Origin of the sequence: Fructobacillus tropaeoli (genome assembly GCF_016860625.1) — a bacterium.
GTDB classification, from domain to species: domain Bacteria; phylum Bacillota; class Bacilli; order Lactobacillales; family Lactobacillaceae; genus Fructobacillus; species Fructobacillus tropaeoli.
The window spans coordinates 95,678-119,391 of record NZ_BOJU01000001.1 but is presented as its reverse complement, the minus strand read 5'-3'; the positions used below and the strand labels follow the sequence as shown (position 1 = coordinate 119,391).

Below are 23,714 nucleotides of genomic sequence, written 5' to 3'. Positions count from 1 at the left end.
TATCCTTGGAATTTTTCAGCTAGGCAAACAAATTTTCGGTATAATGTTTTTAGACTATTGACACCATTGAGGAGGACTTTATGTACGCACCATTACAACAAAAAAGCGCTTATTCGCTTTTGCAAAGTCCTAACTCAGTAGAAGAAATCATTCAAGTCGCCAAAGACCGGGGTTATCAAGCGGTCTCTTTGGCGGAAGAAAACGTGCTTTACAGCGTGGTTGCCTTTTACAAGGCAGCAAAAAAGGCTGGCATCAAACCGGTTTTTTCGCTTGTTTTGCAGGTAAATGGCTTGGTGAATGTGGCCACAGCCTTTCCGGTTTTGCTGACTGCTAAAAATCAGGTTGGCTATCAAAACTTGGTTTATTTGTCTTCCAAAAAGATGGCAGACCCAGACCAGGCGCTTCAATTTGCTGACTTGGCTGGTCACCTTGATGGGCTTTCTTTGACTTTGTCACCAAAATCAGAATTGGGGCAGTTGATTGTTGCCGAAGATTCAGGGGCTAAAAATTATCTAGACCAATTAGCCGAAAAGGTTGATGGTGCTGATTTTTACTTGGGCATTAATCCCTTAATGTCGAGCCACCACCAAGATCTCTTAGTTGCCTATGCCACAGCCCATCAAATCCGTTTAATGGCTTGGGACCAGGTCGACTACTTAAACGAGGATGATGCCTTCTTTGCCCAGGTTTTGCGGGCAATCGATCAGGGGACCCAGCTAGAAGACTTAGAGCTGTTAGCGCGCGAAAAAGGGGCCTACTACTTACGGCCACAGGTAGATATCGCTGAATCGTATCAAAAGAATGCGGCCTTGCGTGGCGCTTATCAAAATAATGAGGCCCTGATTGAAGAGGCTAACGTTGATTTGGCGTTTAAGTCGCCGGCCTTGCCTGTTTTTCAGCAAGATTCTGGTTTGGATTCCAAAACTTACCTGACCCAGTTGGCCAATGCAGGCTTGAAGAGGCGGTTAACGGGTCATGAGGACCACTTTCAAAATTATCAGGACCGGCTGAACCATGAGTTGGATGTTATCGCGCGGCTGGGTTTTGCTGATTATTTCTTGATCGTTTGGGACATTGTTAAGTACGCCAGAGACCATCATGTCCAAACGGGGTCCGGCCGTGGTTCGGCTGCGGGTTCGTTGGTGGCCTATACATTAGGAATTACAAATGTTGATCCTCTAGCCGAAGGATTGCTATTCGAGCGGTTCTTAAATCCTGAGCGAGCGTCGATGCCCGATATTGATATCGATTGGCCGGATGACCGTCGTGATGAAATTCTGGCCTATCTCCATGATAAGTACGGTCAGGAATCCTTTGCGCAGATTATTACCTTTGGTACTCTGGCTGCTAAACAGGCCTTGCGTGATACCGCCCGTGTCTTCGGCCTCGATGCCAAGGCGCAAAAACGACTTTCAGAAGGAGTGCCAGCCGGTAAGAACGGCCGTAAGGTACCGTTGAAAGAAGCCTGGGAGGCGCCTGACCAAAAGCTTAAGCAAGCGATTTATGACTTGGACTTTGGCCAATTGTTGATGAAAACGGCTTTGGCCATTGAAAACTTACCCCGCAATTATTCAACCCATGCTGCCGGTGTGGTTCTTTCAGACCAACCGTTAGTCGATACGTTACCAGTTCAAGTTGGTAACGATGGCTACTTGCTGACCCAGGTTGAAAAGGGGCCAGTTGAAGAACTTGGCCTATTAAAGATTGATATTTTGGGCCTGACAAACTTGAAAATTTTGGCGCAAACGATTGCCTTGGCTCAAGATGGTTTGCCAGCTGATTTTGATATTAAAAAAATTGACTTTCAGGACAAAGAAACGTTGCAGCTCTTTGCCGATGGGAATACGACGGGCATTTTCCAGTTTGAATCGGCTGGTATGAAAAATGTTTTAAGGCGGCTGAAGGTTGATGACTTTCATTTGATTGTAGCGGCCACGGCCCTTTATCGACCGGGCCCTAGTCAACACATCGATCCCTTTATTAAGCGGCGTTTGAAGCAAGAACCTGTACCGACCGTTGACCCTGTTGTTGATCAAATTTTGGCACCGACCTATGGCATCCTGGTTTACCAGGAGCAAGTGATGCAGGTGGCGGCGGTTTATGCCGGCTTTTCATTGGCGCAGGCCGATTTTCTGCGGTCGGCAATGTCCAAGAAAAAGCTTGATCAGATGGCATCGGCCAAGACTGCTTTTATGACGGGAGCAAAGAAAAAGGGCCACCGGCTTGACGAAGCAGAAAAACTGTTCGCCTATATCGATCAGTTTGCCAATTATGGTTTTAATAAGTCGCATGCGGTCGCCTATAGTCAGCTATCGTTTCAGTTAGCCTACATGAAGGCCCATTACCCATTGGCCTTTTATACAGCGATTTTGAACGCTCACCAAGGCGGTGTTGAAAAGGCACAAGCCTATTTGGCAGAGGTCAAGAAACTTGGTTTGAAGGTATTGCCACCAGATGTCAATACCTCCGCCAGGGATTGGTCCATTCAAGATGGCAATTTAGTTATGGGTCTGGGCAATATTAATGGTCTACAGACGGCCTTTGTGACGGCACTGCTCGAGAGCCGCCATCAGATGGGACGCTTTGCCAGTCTGCAGGACCTCGTCAAGGCCTTACCCGAAAAATTTCAAGACGAAAAGTTTTTAAATCAGCTTACTTATGCTGGGTCACTTGATCATTTTGGCTATAACCGGGCAGAACTTTTAGCGAACTTGCCGGATTTGATTAATGCGGCTAGCTTCGGTGACTTGGTCTTATCCGAGACGAAAATCAAGAAACTAGCTGATTTACCATTAGTGGAACGGCTACAAACGGAAAAAGAGGCCCTTGGCTTTAATTTATCGGGTCATCCAACTGAGGCTTTTCAGGCCGATTACGACCGGGGATCTGTGACGGCCATGGTTAATTTAGTTGCTGGGCAGAACGTCAAAGTTTTAGGCCTCGTTAAAAATGTCAAAGTCATCCAGACGAAGCGGGGTGACGATATGGCTTTTGTTAATTTAACTGACATGACTGGCAGTGTGGACGTCACCATCTTCCCTAAAGTCTATGACAAAGTAAAATCGACCTTAAAGGTTGGACGCTTAGTGCGGGTAGGTGGCAAAACGGAAGTTCGTCAGGGGCTGTCTGTTATTGGAAACTTTGTCGACGCTGTGGCTGCGAGTCAAAGCCAAAGCTGCCAAGCTGATTTGGATAAAAAGCATCCGGTTCATCAAGAGGCGGCATCAACATTAAAGGCTACTCAGTCAGGCACTTGGTTTTTACGTTTAGATGAAGACCATGATCAGGAGCCAATTAAAAATCAGCTTTGGCGAGTGATGCAGCAAAATCCAGGTGAATACCCGGTGATTTTGTATTGGCCGAAGACAAAAATCAGGCGAATGTTACCACAATCTTACAATTTAGCCGGACCAGACCAGTTAAAACGGGCATTAGAACAGGTTTTATCTAGTAAAAATGTTGTTTTCCGACAAAAAGACTAAATTGTGTCTTGTGAATTGGTTATAGAGTGTATTACAATATGAAAAGGAAGTTGTTTGTAGGCAACTCACCAAGATATCAAAGGAGCTATTTACCCATGAAAAAGACGAAGATCGTCTCAACACTTGGTCCATCATCAACTGATGTAGACACAATTGTGAAGTTAATTGAAGCAGGTGCTAACGTATTCCGTTTCAACTTCTCACACGGTGATCACGAAGAACATTTGGGCCGTATGCAAGCAGTTGCAGAAGCCGAAAAGATTACTGGTAAGACTGTTGGTCGTTTGCTTGATACAAAGGGTGCGGAAATCCGTACTACTAAGCAAGCTGACGGTAAGATTCAATTCTCAACTGGCGATGTATTCCGTATCTCAATGGACGACAGCATCGAAGGAACAAAGGAAAAGATTGCAGTTACTTATCCTGGATTGTTTGACGACGTTAAGGTTGGCGGACAAGTGCTCTTTGATGATGGTTTGTTAGCTACTACTGTCACTGAAAAGGACGAAGCAAACAAGGAATTGGTTGTTAAGGCTGAAAACAACGGTTTGTTGGGATCACGTAAGGGTGTTAACGCCCCGGGTGTTTCAATCAACTTGCCTGGTATCACTGAAAAGGATGCTGATGACATTCGTTTCGGTTTGGACCACGAAATCAACTATATCGCTGCTTCATTCGTTCGTAAGCCTGAAGATGTTTTGGATATCCGTGCCTTGTTGAAGGAAAAGAACATGGAACACGTTCAAATCATCCCTAAGATCGAATCACAAGAAGGTATCGACAACTTGGATGCTATCTTGGAAGTTTCTGATGGTTTGATGGTTCCACGTGGTGACATGGGTGTTGAAATCCCTGCCGAAAACGTGCCTTTGATTCAAAAGGAAATGATCGACAAGATGAACGTTTTGGGATTGCCAGTTATCACTGCTACTCAAATGCTTGATTCAATGGAAGAAAACCCACGTCCTACACGTGCCGAAGCTTCTGATGTTGCCAACGCAGTCTTTGATGGTACTGATGCAACAATGCTTTCTGGTGAATCAGCTAACGGTGATTACCCAGTTGAAGCTGTTGCTATGATGGCCGCTCTTGATGAAAAGGCTGAATCAGCTTTGTCATTGTACAGCCGTCATGCTGACACTTTCTACGGTGATGATGATGTTGAATCAGTTGCCTCAGCAGCTGCTCGCTTGTCAGACTCAGTTGAAGCTAAGGCCGTTGTTGTCTTGACTGAAACTGGTTACGCCGCACGTATGGTTTCAAAGCACCGTCCTACTGCAATGACAATTGCTTTGACAAAGTCAGAACGCGTACAACGCGGATTGACTTTGAACAACGGAATCTTGCCTATCTTGGCTGACACACCAAAGTCTGTTGATGACTTGGTTTCCAAGGCCAAGGAAGTTGCTCAAGCTCAAGGTTTGGCAGCTGCTGGTGACAAGATTGTTGTTGTGACTGTTGCCCCAATCGACATGGCAAAGTCAGCTAACAACGTTTCTGTTGAAACAATCTAATGATTTACTTGAAAAGTCCGATTTTGTCGGGCTTTTTTTGTTCTAAGTTGTGTTAAAATAAGGTAAGTTCAACTAAATGAGGTGCGGGATTTTTGACAACGCAAACAGAGAAACTATTCACTTTTGAGAACATTGAACAGCAGACCAAATTAACGGGTCCAAAGGATCAACTTCTGGTTTTAATGGAAGAGGGCTTGGCCGTTAAAATGCTCGTTCGTGGCAATCAGGTAGCTGTCCAAGGCGATTCGAACCAAGCTTCTTTGGCGCTCGCCGTTTTGGAAGCACTGACACAATTGATTAAGAAACAAATTTCCGTCGGTCCTGCTGACGTTATCTCTGCGATGACAATGGCGAAGCGCGGAACATTGGATTACTTTTCAGATTTGTATAGTGAAAGTATTATCCGCGATAATAAGGGCCGGGCAGTCCGTGTTAAAAATTATGGTCAGCGTCAATATGTCCAGGCGATTCGTAAGAATGATCTAACCTTTGGAATCGGCCCCGCTGGAACTGGAAAAACTTTCCTAGCCGTCGCCATGGCCATCTCAGCCTTAAAGAAGGGTGACGTCGAGCGGATTGTGATTACTCGCCCTGCAGTCGAGGCTGGTGAATCACTTGGGTTCTTACCGGGTGATTTAAAGGAAAAGGTTGACCCCTATATGCGGCCCATTTACGATGCCATGAATTCTTTAGTCGGAGCAGACCATGTTGCTCGTCTTATTGAACGGGGTGTCCTAGAAATTGCACCACTCGCCTATATGCGTGGTCGAACCCTTGATGATGCCTTTATCATTGTCGATGAGGCTCAGAATACGACAAACGCTCAAATGAAGATGATTTTGACGCGTTTTGGCTTTGGCTCTAAGATGGTCGTCAACGGGGACCCATCCCAGATTGACTTACCACATGGTGTTCGGTCTGGGCTGGTGGCTGCTCGCCGGATTCTCCGCGATGTCAACCGCATTGCCTTTATTAACTTTGAGAGTGGTGATGTCGTTCGCCACCCAGTCGTTGGTCTGATTGTTTCCGCCTATGAAGATGCGGATGCACGACTAGCTGAATTAAAAAACGCACAGAAAGAAGCCAATAACTAATGGATTTAGCATTAATTGATCAGACGAAAGACGGTGTGACACAGTTTCACCAAGACCTCGTCCAATCTGTTTTAAATTATGCTGGTGCCTATCTAGAATTACCAGACAACACTGAGATGTCAGTGACCTTTATGAATAATGATGCCATTCAGGCTTATAATCGCGATTATCGCGGTAAAGACAAGCCAACGGATGTCATTTCTTTTGCCATTGAAGAGGATGGCGATGATAGCCCTGTTCTTCTTGATGAAGAAATGGCCGAAGATATTGCTAAAAATATTGGGGATATTTTGGTCTCCGTTGATATTATCGAGAGCCAGGCGGAATACCTTGGTCACTCCTTTGAACGTGAGCTTGGCTTTCTAGTTGTTCATGGTTTCTTGCACTTAAACGGTTATGACCACATGCTTGGTGATGCCGAAGAAAAAGAGATGTTTGACTTGCAGAGGAAGATTTTAGATGACTACGGACTTACGCGATAACAACCACGGTCAGATTGAAGAGGCTGATTTTCACCCTAAGTCTGCTGTGGAAAAGTTGGCGGAACAAACCAATCCCAAGGCGCCATCAGGGCGGAACAAGAATTTTTTGATTTCAATGTACCATGCATTGAAAGGGATTTTCTTGGTGGTGATTCGCGAGCGGAATATGCGTTTCCATTTAAGCTTCGCATTCTTTATTCTGGTGCTTGGCCTTTACTTGGGTCTTAACCGGTCTGAATGGTTGTGGGTCGTGATTGCGGTCTTTTTGGCTGTTTATGGCGAGTTCTTAAATACGGTGGTGGAAGCCGTCGTAGACCTGGTGGTTGAACGCAAGTACCATCCATTAGCCGGTCTGGTGAAGGATGTTTCGGCCGGAATGGTTTTAGTCGCTGTTGGTGCTGAGTTGATTATCTTAGCTCTGATTTTCCAGCCACACATCTGGCATTACTTTGGGATTGAAACGAATTTCTCTCGTTTCGTCCACCGTTTGAAAGGATAACTTATTTTATGACAAATCCAGGATTTAAATCAGGTTTCGTTGCCATTATTGGTCGACCAAACGTTGGAAAGTCGACTTTATTGAACCGCATTGTTGGTGAAAAAATTGCCATCATGTCGAATAAGGCGCAGACTACCCGAAATAAGATCCAAGGTATTTATACAACTAATGAGGCCCAGGTGGTCTTTATTGATACACCCGGTGTTCATAAGCCCCAAAATTCTTTGGGCGACTATATGGTTAAATCAGCTTTTTCAGCTTTGCATGAGGCTGATGCTATCTGGTTCGTCGTTGACGCAAGCCAAAAGCGGGGCGGGGGTGATAACTATATCATCGACCGTTTGAAGGAAGTAACGAAGACACCGATTTATTTGCTGGTCAACAAGGTGGATTTGTTGCCTAAGGAAGAACTGTTCGAGGTCATCCAGTCTTACCAAGAGGATGCACCGGCCTGGAAGGAAATTTTCCCGATTTCGGCTACAGAAGGGGATAATGTTCCTGAGTTGTTGGAAACAGTCATCGGTGATTTGGATGAAGGACCACAGTACTTCGATTCAGATCAGTTGACGGATCACCCGGAACGCTTCGTTATTTCCGAATTAATTCGTGAAAAGGTTTTGCAATTAACTAAGCAAGAAGTCCCACATTCCGTGGCGGTCGTGATTGATAAAATTTCCTCTGATGATGATGGTTTGGTTAGCATCCAGGCTTCAATTATCGTCGAGCGTGCCAGTCAAAAGAACATTGTGATTGGTAAGCAAGGCCGAATGATTAAAGAAATTGGTACACGAGCACGGAAAGATATTGAGCGCCTGCTTGGTTCTAAGGTCTTTTTGGAAACCTGGGTTAAGGTCGAGGAACGTTGGCGTGATCGACCACAGGCTTTGCAAAGCTTTGGCTACCGTAAGGATGATTTTTAAACCGCTTTACCAGCCACAATAGCTGAGCAGACAACCATCAGCTTGATGGTTGTTTTTTTATGGAAAGGAGGGCCGTGATGGCATTGATTGAAGGTCTCGTCTTGTATACACGGCCTTACCGAGATAATGATCTGTTGGTTCGAGTTTTTACGAAGGAAAAGGGAATTCTGACCCTGATGGCGCGCGGAGCCAAGAAGGCGAAGTCAAAGGTCGGTTTTGCCTGTCAGGCCTATTCCTGGGCGATTTTCGATGGTGCTTATCCAAAAAATAATACAGGTTTGGGTTTTATTAATGATGTGCAAGATAGTCACCCCTATAAAAATGTGGTCGGGGACATCAATGTGAGTGCCTATGCAGCGCTAATTGTAAAGCTCTTGGATTTAGCCTTCGAAGAGGGAAAATCAGAACCGGAATGGTATGAAAAAACGTTGGTGGGGTTTGAAAAACTTAATGAACAGGTGGACCCTCAAGTTATTACCAATATTTTTGAATTACAGCTGTTGCCCGCTTTTGGTGTGGCGCCAAACTGGCAGGCTGATCCGATTTCCGGATCAGTAACGGGAGTCTTTGACTATTCTGAAAAATACAACGGCATCATTGAACGGTCACATTTTGATCTTGATGACCAACGTTTAAACTTGGACCAGAAAGTTGTCTATTATTTACGGCAATTTTCAGCAATTGACATGAATAAGATTGCTAAGGTAACCTTATCTTTAATGACCAAGCGCGGCATTCAACGGGTAATTGATTATCTTTATGACCGGCAAGTCGGGTTGAAGCCAAAGGAAAAGGTCTTCATTCAAAAAATGGCTGCTTTTGAAGGGCAGCTGACCATTAAGGCACGAAAGGGAAAGCCATGAAAAGAATTTTAGTTTTACATACTGGTGGAACGATTGCCATGCACGAGGATGTTGATGGTGATGTTGAACAGGGTGCACAAAACCCATTGAATGATGCTCACCTCGATTTACCCGCAGTGGAATTGACGACTGAAAACATTTTTAACTTGCCGTCCGAACATATTACCCCAACCCATATGTTGGCTCTCTATAACCGTCTCAAAGATGCGGAAAAAGATTTTGACGGGGTAGTCATCACGCATGGAACGGATACGCTGGAAGAGACCTCATTCTTTTTGGACGGAACGCTTTCCTTTGAAATTCCGATTGTCATGACCGGTGCCATGCGCTCCTCGAACGAATTGGGCTCCGATGGCTTATATAACTTCCAATCAGCTTTGCGTGTGGCAATCGATGAGCAGTCTAAAAACCGGGGCGTTATGGTTGTTTTAAATGATGAAATTCATGCTGCCCGGTTCGTGACGAAAACACATGCAACGAACGTTGCTACTTTTGCCTCACCGATTTCAGGGGCGATGGGTATGGTCAATAAGCGCAAGATTCTCTTCTTTTATGACCTACCAGATAAGCAAACTTATCCAATTAAAGCCGTTGATAAAAGAATTCCGGTTATGAAGGCCTACGCCGGGATGGATGGGCACATTTTGAGTCTTTTAGCCGACTCGGGCATTGATGGTATCGTGATTGAAGCTCTTGGCGCTGGAAATCTGGGTGAGGATGCTGCCCTCGGGGTTTTGAAGCTCTTGGATGCTGGTATCCCAGTCGTGATTGTTTCACGGTCCTTTAAGGGGATTGCGGAGCCGGTTTACGATTACCTTGGTGGTGGCGTGCAGCTCGAGAAGGCGGGAGCCATCTTCGCCTCGGCCGTTAATGGCCAAAAGGCCCGACTAAAACTCTTGATTGGTTTGGAAAATCAGCTAAACACGAACAATTTAAATAATTACTTGCATGAATTTTAATAAAAGTCGTACTTATGCTAGACTATCGCAATAAATCTTTGCTATAATGACTTTACACTAGTCAATCAGCTGACTGGCTAGCCATTGTTGTTTGATTTAGTGAAAGAAGATGCCCAGGAGAGCTTAAATCATGAATTTTACTGACCAAGACCCATTGATTTTTTCAGCCATTCAACAAGAAAGTGCCCGGCAAAACCGGACAATCGAATTGATTGCTTCTGAAAACTTTGCTTCAAAAGCCGTTCGTGCTGCCCAAGGTTCGGTATTGACGAACAAGTACGCGGAAGGATATCCCTACAAGCGTTACTATGGTGGAACGGAATACGTTGATATCGTTGAACAAGCTGCGATTGATCGTTTAAAGGAATTGTTTGGTGCAGAATATGCCAACGTGCAACCACATTCTGGTTCACAGGCAAACGCAGCAGCCTACATGGCCTTTTTGAAGCCAGGCGATACAATTTTGGGTATGGATTTGGATGCTGGTGGTCACTTGACTCACGGAGCCAAGGTAAGTTTTTCTGGTAAGGTTTACCATTCAGAAACTTACGGTTTGAATCCAGAAACTGAAACTTTGGACTATGATGCCATCATGGCACAAGCCAAGGAAGTCAAGCCACAGATGATTGTGGCTGGTGCATCTGCTTATTCACGAACAATCGACTTTAAGAAGTTCCGTGAAATCGCTGATGAAGTTGGGGCCTACTTGATGGTTGATATGGCCCACATTGCTGGTTTGGTTGCAGCTGGTTTGCACCAAAATCCAGTTGGCATTGCTGATGTCGTGACATCAACAACCCACAAGACTTTGCGTGGCCCACGTGGTGGGGTAATCTTGTCACAAGAAAAGTACGCAAAGCAAATTAATTCAGCTATTTTCCCTGGTTCACAGGGTGGACCTTTGGAACACGTGATTGCTGCGAAGGCTGTTGCCTTTGGTGAAGCATTGCGTCCAGAATTTAAGGACTATGCAAAGCAAATCATCAAGAACTCACAGGCAATGGTTGCAGTCTTTGAAAAGACTGACGACATCCGTGTTGTTGCTGGTGGTACTGATAACCATCTCTTTAACTTGGATTTGACGAAGACTGATTTGACTGGTAAGGAAACACAAGAATTGTTGGATCGTGTCTCAATCACGACGAACAAGGAAGCCTTGCCAAATGAACAGCGCAGTCCATTTATTACTTCTGGAATTCGTATCGGAACACCAGCCATCACGACTCGTGGTTTTGATGAAAACGATAGTGCTGAAGTTGCTCATTTGATTGTGGAAGCAATTCACAACCATGACGATGAAAAGGCATTAAAGGACATTAAGAAGCAAGCAGAACGCTTGGCAATGGCACACAAGTTGCCTTAATGACCAATAATGGTATAGAATGATGAAAAGCTGTTAATGCAGCTTTTTTTCTTTGAATCCGCTGGAGGTGAACAGATGCCTGACAAAAAGACGATTCGCCAGGAACAAAAAGCCAAGTTAAAGGCCTTGAGCCCAATAGCAAAGGCTGAACAAGAAGAACAGTTATATCAAAAACTGTTTCAACAACCAGCCTGGCTTCAGGCGCAAACTATCGCGGTGACGGCATCGCTTCCTTTTGAAGTGGAGACAACACCGATTATGGAGGCCGCCTGGCAGGCCGGTAAAACGGTTGGCTTGGCGAAGGTGGTTGATCGAGAATTAACCTTTGTTAAAATCAGTGCCGATAGTGCCCTGACAGCTGGTGAAAGTTTTGGTATTTTAGAGCCCGAAAATGGTCAGGAACTGAAGAAATCAGCAATCGATTTGGTCTTAGTACCAGGGCTCGCCTTTAGTGATGCCGGCCTTCGGGTCGGCTTTGGTGGGGGCTATTATGACCGTTTTCTCGCCGATTACGAGGGGGAAAGTATCAGCCTCGCTCTGGCAGAGCAAAGACGAGCTGATTGGGTACCTGACAACTTTGATGAAGTTGTCGGCCAGGTTTTGACTTTAGCAGACGAGTAATGATGACATAAAATTTCGATGAGAGACCTGACGATGACGTTGGGTCTTTTTCTTAGCAAATTTTTACTGATTTTTCCTTGCGAAAGCGAACATCTGTTCGTATAATAAAAACAGACTTACTGAGGAGAAACCTGTCGGATGACTGCTAACGATTTTGCAAAAATTTATCAAAATGAAGACCGGCGGGTTGTCTTTCTAATCGATTCAAAAAGCTTTTATGCCAGTTGTGAAGCGGTTGAACGCGGTTTAAATCCGCTGAAGGCCATGCTGGTGGTGATGTCACACCAGGAAAACGACACTGGGGGTCTGGTCCTGGCCTCGTCGCCAATGGCTAAGAAGCGACTGGGGATTTCCAACGTTACCAGACAAAAGGATGTCCCAGATGTTCCTGGCCTAATCAAGGCGGAGCCGCGGATGAACCTTTATATCAAAAAAAACTTAGCCATTAATGCTATCTACCAACAATACGTTGACGATGACCACTTATTACCGTATTCCATTGATGAATCGATTTTGGATATCACCGATTTTTGGCATCTATTTGGTAAGAACCCCAGAGAAGTCGCCCAAAAAATTCAACGGCAAGTCCTGGCTGAAATGGGAATTTACCTTTCAGTTGGCATTGGGGATAGCCCTGTTTTAGCCAAGTTAGCCTTGGATTTAGAAGCTAAAAAGGCACCACACCTACTGGCCGAGTGGCACTATGAGGATGTACCGGAGAAGTTGTGGCCCGTGACAAACTTTGGTCATGTTTGGAGTATTGGGTCAAAAACGGCACAAAAATTGCAGCGGTGGGGCATTGCAAGCATTGGCGATTTAGCCAAGCAAAATCCATACGTCCTTAAAGAGCGCCTTGGCTTAATGGGGGAGCAACTTTATGCCTTGGCGTGGGGCATTGACCGGTCTGATTTAACGGAAAAGATTACTCCAAAAGATAAGTCCTATGGGAACTCACAAGTCTTACCAGAAAATTACCATGATGGAGCGGCCATCCAAGTGGTGGTGCAAGAAATGGCAGACCAGGTGGCAAGTCGCCTCCGAGCGCACCAACAACAAGCAACCCTGGCGTCACTATATTTGGGTTATGCGGACCAAGGAATCGCTTTCAATACGCGTCATAATCCCAAAACAGGTTTGCATCAGACCGTTCGTATCGAACCGACTAACCGCAGTCAAACCTTAATGGCCGTTTTGAAACGTATTTTTCAAGAGAATTGGTCGGGTGACCCAGTTCGCTATATTGGAGTTTCTTTTTCTGGTTTGGCAAGTGAAAGCGTACAAACAATTTCACTCTTCGACAAAGCGCCTAGCCCAACAGATCAAGAGGAAGACCCGGTTGATACGGTGGTTGACCAAATCCGCCGGCGCTTTGGCGCGGCGAGCCTGGTTCGTTCAATTTCGTTGGAAAAGGGGGCCACGGCGATTAGCCGAGCTAATTTGGTTGGGGGCCACAATGGGGGAAATGCTTATGAGTAAGGATTTTTCTGCTAATCCAGACTGGTTAGCGACCGTCGCTGGCTACTTTGACCATGATTATCGCGAGCGAGGGAAGGTCAAGTGGAATGGCTTTTTTCTTTCGGATCACACTGCTGGATTAAAAAATCAGAAGACGGATCAAGACCAGGCAGATCAGACAAAGTTGCATGAGGCCATGGCATATGAGCAAATGCAGCAGGTAGTTGCTTTGGCTTATCGGAATTCACAGCGATTGGTTGTCCAAGCGAACAGTTTCGATATTGAGGGACGGGCCAGTCCTGTGGAAATTGGTCGAGTAACAGGCTTTTTTATGGATGGTTTTTACTTAGATAAAGAACCAAAAAATTGGGAAGACTTGCAGTTTGTGGAGGTTGATCATGGTCGAAAATGAATTAATAACTGAAATCTTAAAGGAAATGGCACCATTATTTAAACGGGCTAAAAACACCGTTTACGAATTACGAGTGGTAGACCAGCGCTATGCCGGACAAGTTAATTTTTTCTTTGAGTGGAATCAGGTTGGTCGCTCAACTATTTCTCGTCAAATCTTAACCGTTCCCAGAAGGCGGGTGAAAGATTTGGAAGGACTGATTACGACTTTGAAGTCCAAAACGATGGTGAAGGTGACGTTAGTATAATCGCTGGCAAATCAGCACTAGGCATCTTTTTATTAATAATTGTCTGTTGAATGTTACAACTGTGCAAATTCTTTTACATCTTTGTAAAACAAGGTTATAATATGGCTATAGCAAAGTAGAACAGGAGATGTCTTATGTCAGTAACAGGAAACACAGTTCCAGCAAGCATCGCAATGTTGAAGGTGCTTGAAGATTGGGGTGTTGATCACCTCTTTGGCTATCCTGGGGGTTCGTTTAACTCCACCATGGCAGCCCTCGCAGAGCGAAAAGAACAAATTCACTATATCCAAGTTCGCCATGAACAAGTTGGTGCTTTGGCAGCCGCAGCGGATGCCAAGCTCACTGGTAAGATTGGTGTCGCCTTTGGGTCAGCCGGACCTGGAGCTACAAACTTGTTAACAGGTCTTTATGATGCTAAGGAAGACCATGCACCTGTTTTGGCCCTTGTTGGTCAAACGCCACGCGCGGTGATGAACTCACACTTTTTCCAAGAATTCAACGAAGATCCAATCTTTGAAGATGTATCCGTTTATTGCCGAACTGTCATGACGGCTGAAAGTTTGCCACACGTGGTCGATCAGGCCATTCGTGAAGCCTACAAGCATCAGGGTGTCGCAACGGTGATTATTCCAAACGACTTGGGCTACGAACAAATTCCGGATATCGCTTATGGTTCCCATGGAGCCACAGATGATAAGAAGACGCCACAGCCAGAACCAACTGCTGACGAAGTTGATCAATTCTTAGCATTGGTTAAGGAAGCCAAGCGACCAGTTATTCACGTTGGTCGTGGAATTCAAGAAGGTGGTGACGTCCTGATTGAATTATCAAAGAAATTGCAAATTCCTTTGGTTATGACCGGTTTGGCAAAAGGCCATGTCGATGAAAGCTATGCAGGAAACTTGGGCATGGCCAACCGCGCTGCCTCAAAGGCTGCCGATGAAATCATGGCGAGCGCTGATTTGTTGATTGCCATTGGGGCTGATTTCCCATTTGCCAAATTAGTTTACACGACCCATCCGTTTAAGTTCGTTCAGGTTGATAACGACCGCACAGAACTTGGTCGCCATCATAACCTCGATTTGGGTATCTGGTCGGATGCAACTGCCTTTGTCCAGGCTGCCTTGGACCGTAGTGAACAAGCACCAGAATCTGCATTCTTCAAGGCCGCTTGTGCTGACAAGGAAAACTGGTTTGCTTACCAAAAGCAATTGCAAGATGATACCCGTGAGCCGCTCCGAGCTGAACCAATTTACAAAGAAATTAACCGTGTTGCTGACCCGGATGCCGTTTTTGCCATTGATATTGGTGACAATATCATTAACTCCTTCCGTCATTTGCATGTGACGCCAAAGAATAAGTTCGTGATTTCTGCTATCTTTGCTTCTATGGGTTCTGGACTACCAGCTGCTTTGGCTGGCCAATTGTCATACCCTGGTCGCCAAGTTTGGAACATCGCGGGTGATGGTGCTTTCTCGATGATTATGCAAGATTTGCTGACCGAGAAGAAGTACGATTTGCCAATTATTAATGTTATTACGGCCAACAAGACGTTGAACTTTATTAAGAGTGAACAAGATGATGTGGCTATGTATCATTCAGGAATTGATCTTGCTGATCAAGACTTCGCCATGATTGCCCAGGGAATGGGTGTTGAATCAGTGACGGTTACCAAGGCCAGTGAATTACCAGCAGCCTTTGATAAGGCGATTAAGGTCACGAAGGCTGGTCGACCATTCTTGATTGAAGCTAAAATTTTAGATGCCCGTTCGTTGCCGGTCGAAGAATTACAATTAAAGCAGACCGACCAGGGTATGGAAGAAACGCTCAACCCAACTTATAACAGTAACCTTGATTTGCAACGACCAAGTTCGGTTCGTGAATTCTTAGATTCATACGATGGTCAAAACTTGAAAACACTCCCAGAATTCTTTGAAGAATACGGCGTTGAATGGTAAACTTATAAGCTAGCTTATAATAAAAGTCTTCTTTTGAAGGCTTTTTATTTTGTTTATAGAAAGCATTGCCTGCTTAAAGAGAATCGGTGTAAAATAGAGCGCAAAGGAGCTTGATTATGCCAAAACTTGTTTTACTACGTCACGGTCAAAGTGAATGGAACCAGTCTAACCGTTTTAATGGTTGGATCGATACTTATTTGTCTGCAACTGGCAAAAAACAAGCACAGGATGCCGGGCAGGCGCTCTTAAAACAGGAAATTCATTTTTCCCGAGCCTATAGTTCAGTTCTTAGTCGGACGATCATGACCATTAATCGCATCTTGGATGAATTGGGTCAATCATATATGCCGCTAACGAAGTCATGGCGGTTAAATGAACGCCATTATGGCATCTTGCAGGGTGAGGATAAGGATGCTATGCGTGCCAAGTATGGTAAAGAGCAGGTCCAAATCTGGCGACGGTCTTATTCTGTCTTGCCACCTAAACAGCCGGCATATGATCCAACAGTTACCATTGATGGCCGAACTTACCCGGCTTTTGACCACCGCTATGCCCAGGTGCCATACGGTCTTTTGCCACTGAGCGAGAATATTCAAAGTACAGAAGTTCGAGTTCGACCACTTTTTGAAGAGGAAATTGTGCCCCGGTTGCGTGCGGGAGAAGACGTCTTGATTGTTGCCCACGGAACGTCCGTCAGAGCATTGACGAAGCTTATAGAGGGTTTGACACCGGACCAGGTAACCAAAGTCGAAATTCCAAACGGCGAACCAATTATTTATGAATTTGATAAAAGTTTATCTGTTTATAAAAAGGAAATTGTGCGCTCTTCTGTCAAATAATTTTAAAAATCAGTTCTGATTTCTTTATGCTATTTGTTGTATTTTTAAAAATAGCACAAATGATTAGCAACTATACCAATTGAGACAAAGTTGAATTATTTTCAACAAATAGGGATAATGTCGCTAATAAATATTGAAAGAAATCGGAGTCCCTACCAAATGAATTTTCAAACTGTTGTGAATAGTCGGTGTTCCATTCGCTGGTTCAAAGATCAAGAAGTTGCCACAGAAACGTTGCAGACAATTGTCGAAACGGCACAGAAAGTCCCATCTTTTGTAAACTCGCAACCAGTCCGAGTGGTGATTGCCACTGGCAATACCTTTGCAACGATTCGAGAACAACACTTACAATCCGTTTTGAACCAAACACCGAGTCAATCAGTATTGCCATATCAGCCAATTCCAAAGTGGGACGATGGCGCCAAAGCGAATATCATGGGGTGGTTTGCTAGTACCAAGGAACAAATTGGTGATGATTGGGGTACAATGATGGGGAAGGCAGGTGCCAACCTTTATAATGCCCAGGCAATCGTTTACTTAACTTTGCCGAAGGATTACCCTGATTGGTCATTGGTTGATTTGGGCGCTTTTTCAGAAGCATTGATGCTGGCTGCCCAAGACGCAGGGGTTGATTCTTTGCCAGCCTATGAATTCGTTAAATTTGCTGATGATTTAATGGCACCGCTCAAGTTAACAGATGACCAACAGGTTGTAATGGGCGTTGGGCTCGGTTATCGCGATGAAGATAGTTTGTTGAATCAAATTCGTTCTGGTCGCATGGACACGAAAAGTATTTTGACAATTTTGGATTAAGTGAAGGGAGATTTTGATGACAAAGACACTTGTTATCGGTGCACACGGTAAGGTTGGCCAAATTTTGGTTCAAGACTTAGCCAAAAATCAGCGGGAAGTTTTAGCGGCCTTTCGGAATAAAAATCAATTGCAAACGGTGGCTGATTTAGCCGGTGTTGAGGGAGTTTATTTTGACCTCGATAGCGACGAACAAGCGATGGCCCAATTTTTCATGGACCATCAAGTTGGCCAAATTGTTTTCACGGCAGGTGCCGGAGACAAGGGTGGCATCGAACGAACGGTAGAAGTTGATTTGGACGGCGCCATTAAAACAATGATTGCTGCCAAAAAAGCTAGTGTTGCCCACTATGTGATGGTTTCAGCTGCTGGAGCAGATGACCGCAGTCGGTGGTCTGCATCCGGTATTTATCATTATTTTATGATGAAGCACTATGCTGATTTGTATTTGCAAAATTCCGGTTTGGATTATACGATTGTTCGCCCAACGCTGCTTTTGGACACTGCTGGTACTGGCAGGGTTTCATTGAGTGTGGACTTTGCTGGTCCCAAAGAAGATTTGCAAATTTCGCGAGCAGATGTTGCTGCCTTTGTCACAGAAGTATTAGCTCATCCTGAACAATCAGCCAATCAAATCTATGATTTAACAACTGGTCATCAGAACATTCAAAGTATTTTTTGATTTGAAATGAAACCGAGGGGAAATCCTTGGTTTTTTATTTAAATTAAAAATAAATGATAAAAGGGTTGACATTCGCTCATAAAGTTGTAAACTACGAATCAACAGATAGAAAAGACAAGCGATAATAAGAACTGTCTGAGTGAGAAAATGATTAGAGAGCGCCTGTTTGGTGAAAGGGCGTCATTTTCAAACTCAAAGACGATCATTCTTTAGCTAGCGGACTGAAATCAGTAAGTCTTGCTCGGTTGGTACCGTTATCAAACCGGCGTATCGCCTTTTTTGGCCGTACGTTTGAGGTTGGACTTTACCGTTCAACAAATTAAGGTGGTACCGTGCGTAAGCGCCCTTAACAACGATTTTTTTCGTGGTTAAGGGCGCTTTTTTATCTGCTGATTTTTTAGAAAAGGAGGGCACCGTGAAGTTTCGTACCGTCGTGAGCTGTTTGTATACTGAAAGGAGCATTAATTATGACAATGACTGAATTGAAGACCAAGGTAAAGGTAGTACCAGCAAAGCAAGAGGACAAATTGGCGCAGGCCCTCTATCATGCTTATCAAGAACGTCAACCGCTTGAGATGACGGAATGGGAGAAGGTTGTCAGTGATGATCAAACTGCCTATCAAGTGCAAGACCAATTGATGGAATTGAAAAATCAGCCACTTGGGGGTTACAAGGTCAGTTTGACTAGCCAAGAAACGCAAGATATGTTCGACTCAAACGAACCATTGTATGGGGCTCAGGTGCAGAATCATTTTGTTCAGTCACCAGCCAATCTTTCGTTGAAGAGCGATTTGTTGGACCCATTGGCAGAGGTGGAATTGGTCTTCAAGGCCAAGGAAGACTTGCAAGTTACCGATTCTTTGGAAGATTTGCGTCGTAAAACGACTGTAGCAGCTGGTGTGGAAGTACCTGATGCCCGGTTTACGGACTGGTTCCCATCGTTGAGCAAGTACTTAGTCATGGCAGATGCAGCGGTTGGCGGTTTTGTGGTTTATGGACCAGAACGAGAAAGTACATCTTTGACCGTTGCTGAATTTGAGGATGTGAAGGCCCATTTGGCCCATAATGGCGAAGTGGTCGCTGAAGGAAGTTCAGCCGAAGTTTTGGGTAATCCACTTAAATCGTTGCAATGGCTAGTTAAAAAATTGGCAGCGCAAGGAAAGACCTTGCATGCGGGGGAACGAGTTTCCTCAGGAACCTTCCTATTGCCCCCACATCTAACGGAAGGAACCTGGACAGCTAGCTTTAACCATGATTTTGCAGACGTTGTGGTGGAAGTTAGTAAATAAACAAACAATTTTGAAATATCAGACAGAATAGTTGTCTTTTTTCGCTAAAATGAGTATAATCATTCTCGTTGGGCAATGAAGGTTGCCATCATGTTGGTCACCTTCATTGTTCAGTCACCCATTTTAGCGGTTCCAAATTGTTTGTTTCAGTGAACAACAATTGGCCGTACCAATAAATTGGGCGGCCTTTTATTTTGAATAAAATCGATCGGGGAGTTTGTGTAACAGACTGAGAGGATGGTAAACCATTGACCCGAACACCTGAACCGGATAATGCCGGCGGAGGAAATCGTATCACTTTTGTAATCGAGGACTCCGTTTTGGGGTGCTCGATTTTTTTCTTTCAAATCAGAAAGGAGTGGTAGTGAACAATTCACGGTGATGATGCCGTGGCGGGATGAAGGGGAGCGCCTTGATCCTGAAAAAACAGCGATGGGAAGCCGTGTTCCGGCGTGAGAGGAGACCAATTAGTCTCGACCGAACTTTCTACTAGACAGGGTCTGCCTGACTGGTTTAACCGCAAGAGTGGGAAAGGAGCGCTGTTTTTCGCTACCCCACTGATTTTAAAAGGAGCGTTTTCAGATGAAGACACAGAAAAAATTATCAACGAAGAAGATGTTAGTGACGGCCTTGTTGGCTGCTTTGGCCTATGTTTTAAATAGTTTTGTCTATTTCCCGGCAATGGCACCTTTCCAACACTTCGTTGATGTCTTAGCCGCCGTTTTGGTGGGGCCATGGTATGGCTTTGCTAGTGCCTTGATTTGTGGTATTTTGCGAATGATGTCCGGTCGGACGATTCAAGCCGTGACGGGTGCTATTTTTGGCCCCATCCTTGGCGGTTTGATTTATCGTAAAACCCACAACCTTTACCTGGTTTTCCTTGGTGAAGTGATTGGAACGGGTATTTTAGGGGCGTTGACTTCTTATCCATTGATGAAGATTTTCTATGGCTTGGACGTCCACAAGTGGTATTACTTTGTGCCATATTACACACCAGCTGCCATTGTCGGTGCTGGAATGGGATTGGCAGTGGTTCTGATTTTTCAGAAGACGGGACTGCTTAAGCGGATGCAAGCGAGCTTGGATTAAATAATCACGGTCAATCAGGGCGGTTTTGGTAATAGGGTTGGTAAAGGGGAGAGTGAGCGATGAGCGGTAAGGAATATCTGATTTTTGACCTCGATGGCACATTAGTTGATTCCATGCCTTTTTGGGAGAATTTAGCCACTGAATTGCTTCACCGACATGGCATTGACCAGTTGCCAGCAGACTTGCATGACCGGATTCAAACCATGACTTTGACGGATTCGGCCGTCTTTATACAAGAGTTATTTGCGTTACCGGTCACAGCAGAGAGCTTGGCGCAGGAGATGCGAGCTTTGATGGACCAACACTATCGAAATGATATTCCGCTTAAGGTTGGCGTGTATGCATACTTACAAAATGCATACCAATCTGGTCGCAAAATCGTTCTGGCAACCGCTAGTAGCTCGGTGTTGGCCAAAGACTGTCTACGTCGTCTGAAACTGCTGCCATTTTTTGACTTTGTTTTTTCCTGTGAAGATGTTGGGCAGGATAAAACGCAACCTACAATTTACCAGGCTGCTGCACGGTATTTTGGCCAGCAACCGAACAAGATTTCAGTCTACGAGGACGCACTGTATGCGGCTTCAACTGCAAAGAGGGCGGGTTTTCATTTGATTGGTGTCTACGACCATCAGTCAAAGAAAGAGTGGACTGATTTACAAAATTTAGCAGACGAAACGATTGATTTTGCGACTGTAGTAAAAGGAGAAAATAAATGAGTGCAAGTGTAGCGATTCAGGTTTTACCAGCGGCCGAAAATGACCAAGAATTGTGTCGGATGGTCGATGAGGTGATTGCTTATATTCAGAGTACTGGCTTACGTTATGAAGTTGGCCCCTTTGAAACAACGATTGAAGGCGATGATTATAATCAGTTGATGGATATTGTCAAAGAGTGCCAACACGTGGCTGTCCGAGCGGGTGCCAAGAAGGTTTCTGCCTATATCAAGGTTGCCTATCAGCCTGATGGTGAGATCTTAACGATTGACCAAAAGATTGGTAAGTACCAAAAATAAAAAAAGTCAGACCTTTGCGGGTCTGACTTTTTTTGAGCTGACGATGATAGAATCGCAGCTTTCATTATTGCAAGAGTGCTTCCAATGTTGGCAAGTCCTCAACTACCTGGGTTGGCTTGATTTCTGCCGGGCTTTCTTTGTGATTAGGATTAATCCAAATCGTGTCGAGTTGATAATTTTGACCACCCATGATGTCGGACGTTAAGCCGTCCCCAATCATCACCGTATTTTCCTTGGTCATTTGTGGGTTATCTTGGAAAATGCGGTCGAAGAATGCTGCGTCGGGTTTAGAAGCACCAATCATTTCAGAAGTGAAAATTTGGTCAAAGTACTGGTCTAAGCCAGTTTCCTTGAGGCGAAGGCGTTGAGTAGCGTCTTGGCCATTCGTACCGGCGATAATCGTATATTGATCTTGCAGGTGTTGCAAAATTTCAGTTGCATAGGGGAGCATCCGATAATTATGGTCACGCAATGTGGCGTATTCTTGCTCAAGTCGGTCGGCATCATAGTCGATTCCAAGAGCTTCGAGGGTCTTTTGAAAGCGTTCTTCAAAAATTTGTTGGCGAGCAATTTCTTTGAATTCATATTGTTGCCAGAGATGGTGGTTGATCTCTTGATAAGTTTTTAGTGCATGGTCTAAATCAGTGCCTGTTAAGCCTAATTCATTTGAAAAAAGCTGACGAATGGCGGCGACTTCACCTCCAGTAAAATCCAAGAGGGTGTCATCAAGGTCAAAAATCAAGTATTCATAGGTCATGCTATAATCCAACTTTCTATACTATAATTAACTTTAATTATGATAACACGGTGGTTAAAAGACAACCCCTTAATTTTTGTTTTATTTTAAAAGAAAAAGGGGCGTTCCGAACTGATTTTAAAAATGATTAAAAAACGTCCTTTGTTATCAAATTTTAATCTTGATAAGCTTGACGAAGCCCCCCTGGTTAGGTGTTTAATGGGGAGGTAATATTTTTTGTTAAAATGCTAACGAAAGAAGGAATGATTGTCTGATGAGAATCGAGAAGAAGCATGTTGTCGGGATTGTCCTGGCAGTCGTGGTTTCGCTTTTTGCCCAATTTTTGAGTAAATATTTACCGCAATTGGGAGCCGAAAGTTTGGCCATGATTATTGGGATTTTGTTGGGAAACACTATTTTTGCTGGTGACCAGTATGGTGCTGGGGTTAAATGGTCAGAAAAATATCCAATTGAGATTGGGATTGCTCTGCTGGGGTCGACTTTGACCTTTAAAACGCTTTCCAAATTAGGATTGAATGGGATTGTCTTTATCATTATTAATATGATCTTGGTGATTGGGATTGTCTTCTTGTTGGGGAAGTATCTGTTCAAGGTTGATGATAACAGTACCATGCTGATGGGGGCGGGGAATGCTGTCTGTGGTTCAAGTGCCATTGCCGCTGTTGCGCCCGTTATCAAGGCCAAGGATGATGATCGCCGAACAGCGGTCGCAACCGTTTCCTTGACCGGAATGCTGCTTTTGCTGACACTACCAAGTTTGTCACACTTCTTATTTGGTAATAATGATCTATTGCGCGGGGCCCTAGTTGGTGGCACTGTTCAGTCCGTTGGTCAGGTTGTTGGAACAGCTTCCTTGATTAACTCAAACGTTGTGACCTTTGCAACGCTGTTTAAGCTGTTGCGGGTCATTATGTTGGTCTTTGTAGTTGTTTTGTTTGCTTATATCGCTAAGCGGCAAAATGCAAAAGAGGCGGTCGAAGAGGACGAAAAGGCTAAAATTACGATTTTACCTTGGTACATCATCGTCTTTGCCATCTTACTGGTAGTGAACTCAATCATGGCTTTGCCAGCTCCAATCCACCAGTTTAGCCACACGGTGTCAACTTTCTTCGGCGTGGTCAACTTGGCGGCCATTGGCTTGAACTTGAAGTGGTCAGTTATCAAAAAGAGTGGCGTCAAGTTCCTCAGTTTTGGTTTCTTGGTCGGCGCTGTTCAAGTTTTGCTCGCTGTTGTTTTGATTCATTTGTTCTTCTAAATATTCGTTGAAAAAAGTCCTGAGTTAACCGTCAGGACTTTTTTGTGTTAAAATAACCGTATTAAGGGCATATGCAGGCGAAACCCGTATCAAATTGCCGTCGAAAAAAGGA

23 protein-coding genes and 1 riboswitch are annotated in these 23,714 nt (G+C 44.6%); of the genes, 22 read left to right on the top strand and 1 reads right to left on the bottom strand.

The features are described from left to right. The first annotated feature begins 80 nt into the window (after positions 1-80). The 21 genes from FT12353_RS00555 to FT12353_RS00455 all read left to right on the top strand — a co-directional run bounded on the left by FT12353_RS00555 (position 81) and on the right by FT12353_RS00455 (position 21,590). Positions 81-3,482 (top strand): DNA polymerase III subunit alpha, encoded by a 3,402-nt coding sequence (locus FT12353_RS00555; RefSeq protein ID WP_203617014.1) that lies wholly within the window; start codon positions 81-83, stop codon positions 3,480-3,482. Between the two features lie 95 nt (positions 3,483-3,577). Further along, the gene (gene pyk / locus FT12353_RS00550) at positions 3,578-4,996 is read left to right on the top strand and encodes a pyruvate kinase (RefSeq protein WP_203617012.1); all 1,419 of its coding nucleotides are present in this window, start codon (positions 3,578-3,580) and stop codon (positions 4,994-4,996) included. A gap of 92 nt (positions 4,997-5,088) precedes the next feature. Continuing rightward, entirely contained in the window at positions 5,089-6,090 is a 1,002-nt protein-coding gene (locus FT12353_RS00545; RefSeq protein WP_203617008.1) for a PhoH family protein, read from the top strand. After that, on the top strand, positions 6,090-6,572 hold the full coding sequence (gene ybeY, locus FT12353_RS00540) for an rRNA maturation RNase YbeY (protein WP_047974438.1): 483 nt from the start codon (positions 6,090-6,092) through the stop codon (positions 6,570-6,572). Before FT12353_RS00545 ends, ybeY begins: the two co-directional genes overlap by 1 nt. Then, positions 6,550-7,071, top strand: coding sequence for a diacylglycerol kinase family protein (locus FT12353_RS00535; protein WP_203617005.1), 522 nt, complete (start codon positions 6,550-6,552; stop codon positions 7,069-7,071). Before ybeY ends, FT12353_RS00535 begins: the two co-directional genes overlap by 23 nt. Before the next feature lie 8 nt (positions 7,072-7,079). Next, positions 7,080-7,991, top strand: coding sequence for a GTPase Era (gene era, locus FT12353_RS00530; RefSeq protein WP_203617002.1), 912 nt, complete (start codon positions 7,080-7,082; stop codon positions 7,989-7,991). Between the two features lie 77 nt (positions 7,992-8,068). Further along, positions 8,069-8,854, top strand: a complete 786-nt coding sequence (gene recO, locus FT12353_RS00525) for a DNA repair protein RecO (protein ID WP_203616994.1) — start codon at positions 8,069-8,071, stop codon at positions 8,852-8,854. Beyond that, a complete protein-coding gene (locus FT12353_RS00520; protein ID WP_203616992.1) occupies positions 8,851-9,813 on the top strand; it encodes an asparaginase in 963 nt (320 codons plus the stop codon). The genes recO and FT12353_RS00520 overlap by 4 nt, the downstream gene beginning before the upstream one ends. A gap of 130 nt (positions 9,814-9,943) precedes the next feature. Beyond that, the gene (gene glyA, locus FT12353_RS00515; protein WP_203616990.1) at positions 9,944-11,176 is read left to right on the top strand and encodes a serine hydroxymethyltransferase; all 1,233 of its coding nucleotides are present in this window, start codon (positions 9,944-9,946) and stop codon (positions 11,174-11,176) included. A 75-nt stretch (positions 11,177-11,251) separates the two neighbouring features. After that, positions 11,252-11,797 (top strand): 5-formyltetrahydrofolate cyclo-ligase, encoded by a 546-nt coding sequence (locus FT12353_RS00510; RefSeq protein WP_203616988.1) that lies wholly within the window; start codon positions 11,252-11,254, stop codon positions 11,795-11,797. Positions 11,798-11,935: 138 nt separating this feature from the next. Further along, entirely contained in the window at positions 11,936-13,273 is a 1,338-nt protein-coding gene (locus FT12353_RS00505) for a Y-family DNA polymerase (protein WP_203616986.1), read from the top strand. Further along, positions 13,266-13,664, top strand: coding sequence for a hypothetical protein (locus FT12353_RS00500; protein ID WP_168778014.1), 399 nt, complete (start codon positions 13,266-13,268; stop codon positions 13,662-13,664). Before FT12353_RS00505 ends, FT12353_RS00500 begins: the two co-directional genes overlap by 8 nt. Continuing rightward, positions 13,651-13,911: a hypothetical protein gene (locus FT12353_RS00495; protein WP_059393363.1), complete on the top strand. Its 261-nt coding sequence runs from the start codon at positions 13,651-13,653 to the stop codon at positions 13,909-13,911. Before FT12353_RS00500 ends, FT12353_RS00495 begins: the two co-directional genes overlap by 14 nt. Positions 13,912-14,045: 134 nt before the next feature. After that, entirely contained in the window at positions 14,046-15,869 is a 1,824-nt protein-coding gene (gene spxB, locus FT12353_RS00490; RefSeq protein ID WP_203616984.1) for a pyruvate oxidase, read from the top strand. 116 nt (positions 15,870-15,985) lie between these two features. Then, positions 15,986-16,708, top strand: coding sequence for a 2,3-bisphosphoglycerate-dependent phosphoglycerate mutase (locus FT12353_RS00485; protein ID WP_203616972.1), 723 nt, complete (start codon positions 15,986-15,988; stop codon positions 16,706-16,708). A gap of 159 nt (positions 16,709-16,867) precedes the next feature. Next, complete coding sequence (locus FT12353_RS00480) at positions 16,868-17,521, top strand: nitroreductase family protein (RefSeq protein WP_203616970.1); 654 nt, start codon at positions 16,868-16,870, stop codon at positions 17,519-17,521. Positions 17,522-17,537: 16 nt separating this feature from the next. Continuing rightward, positions 17,538-18,200, top strand: a complete 663-nt coding sequence (locus FT12353_RS00475) for an SDR family oxidoreductase (protein WP_203616957.1) — start codon at positions 17,538-17,540, stop codon at positions 18,198-18,200. Between the two features lie 467 nt (positions 18,201-18,667). Then, positions 18,668-19,489: a 2-keto-4-pentenoate hydratase gene (locus tag FT12353_RS00470; RefSeq protein ID WP_373299292.1), complete on the top strand. Its 822-nt coding sequence runs from the start codon at positions 18,668-18,670 to the stop codon at positions 19,487-19,489. A 199-nt stretch (positions 19,490-19,688) separates the two neighbouring features. Then, a riboswitch (TPP riboswitch) is annotated at positions 19,689-19,794 on the top strand. Positions 19,795-20,071: 277 nt separating this feature from the next. Next, entirely contained in the window at positions 20,072-20,578 is a 507-nt protein-coding gene (gene thiW / locus FT12353_RS00465) for an energy coupling factor transporter S component ThiW (protein ID WP_203616955.1), read from the top strand. A gap of 59 nt (positions 20,579-20,637) precedes the next feature. Next, positions 20,638-21,294 (top strand): HAD family hydrolase, encoded by a 657-nt coding sequence (locus FT12353_RS00460; protein ID WP_203616937.1) that lies wholly within the window; start codon positions 20,638-20,640, stop codon positions 21,292-21,294. Then, positions 21,291-21,590: a thiamine-binding protein gene (locus tag FT12353_RS00455; RefSeq protein WP_168778287.1), complete on the top strand. Its 300-nt coding sequence runs from the start codon at positions 21,291-21,293 to the stop codon at positions 21,588-21,590. The genes FT12353_RS00460 and FT12353_RS00455 overlap by 4 nt, the downstream gene beginning before the upstream one ends. Positions 21,591-21,654: 64 nt before the next feature. Here the strand turns inward: FT12353_RS00455 and FT12353_RS00450 are convergent, their stop codons facing one another. Beyond that, complete coding sequence (locus FT12353_RS00450; RefSeq protein ID WP_203616934.1) at positions 21,655-22,347, bottom strand: YjjG family noncanonical pyrimidine nucleotidase; 693 nt, start codon at positions 22,345-22,347, stop codon at positions 21,655-21,657. 253 nt (positions 22,348-22,600) lie between these two features. On the opposite strand from FT12353_RS00450, the gene FT12353_RS00445 reads away from it, so the two are divergent. Beyond that, positions 22,601-23,602, top strand: coding sequence for a YeiH family protein (locus FT12353_RS00445; RefSeq protein WP_203616926.1), 1,002 nt, complete (start codon positions 22,601-22,603; stop codon positions 23,600-23,602). Positions 23,603-23,714 lie beyond the last annotated feature (112 nt).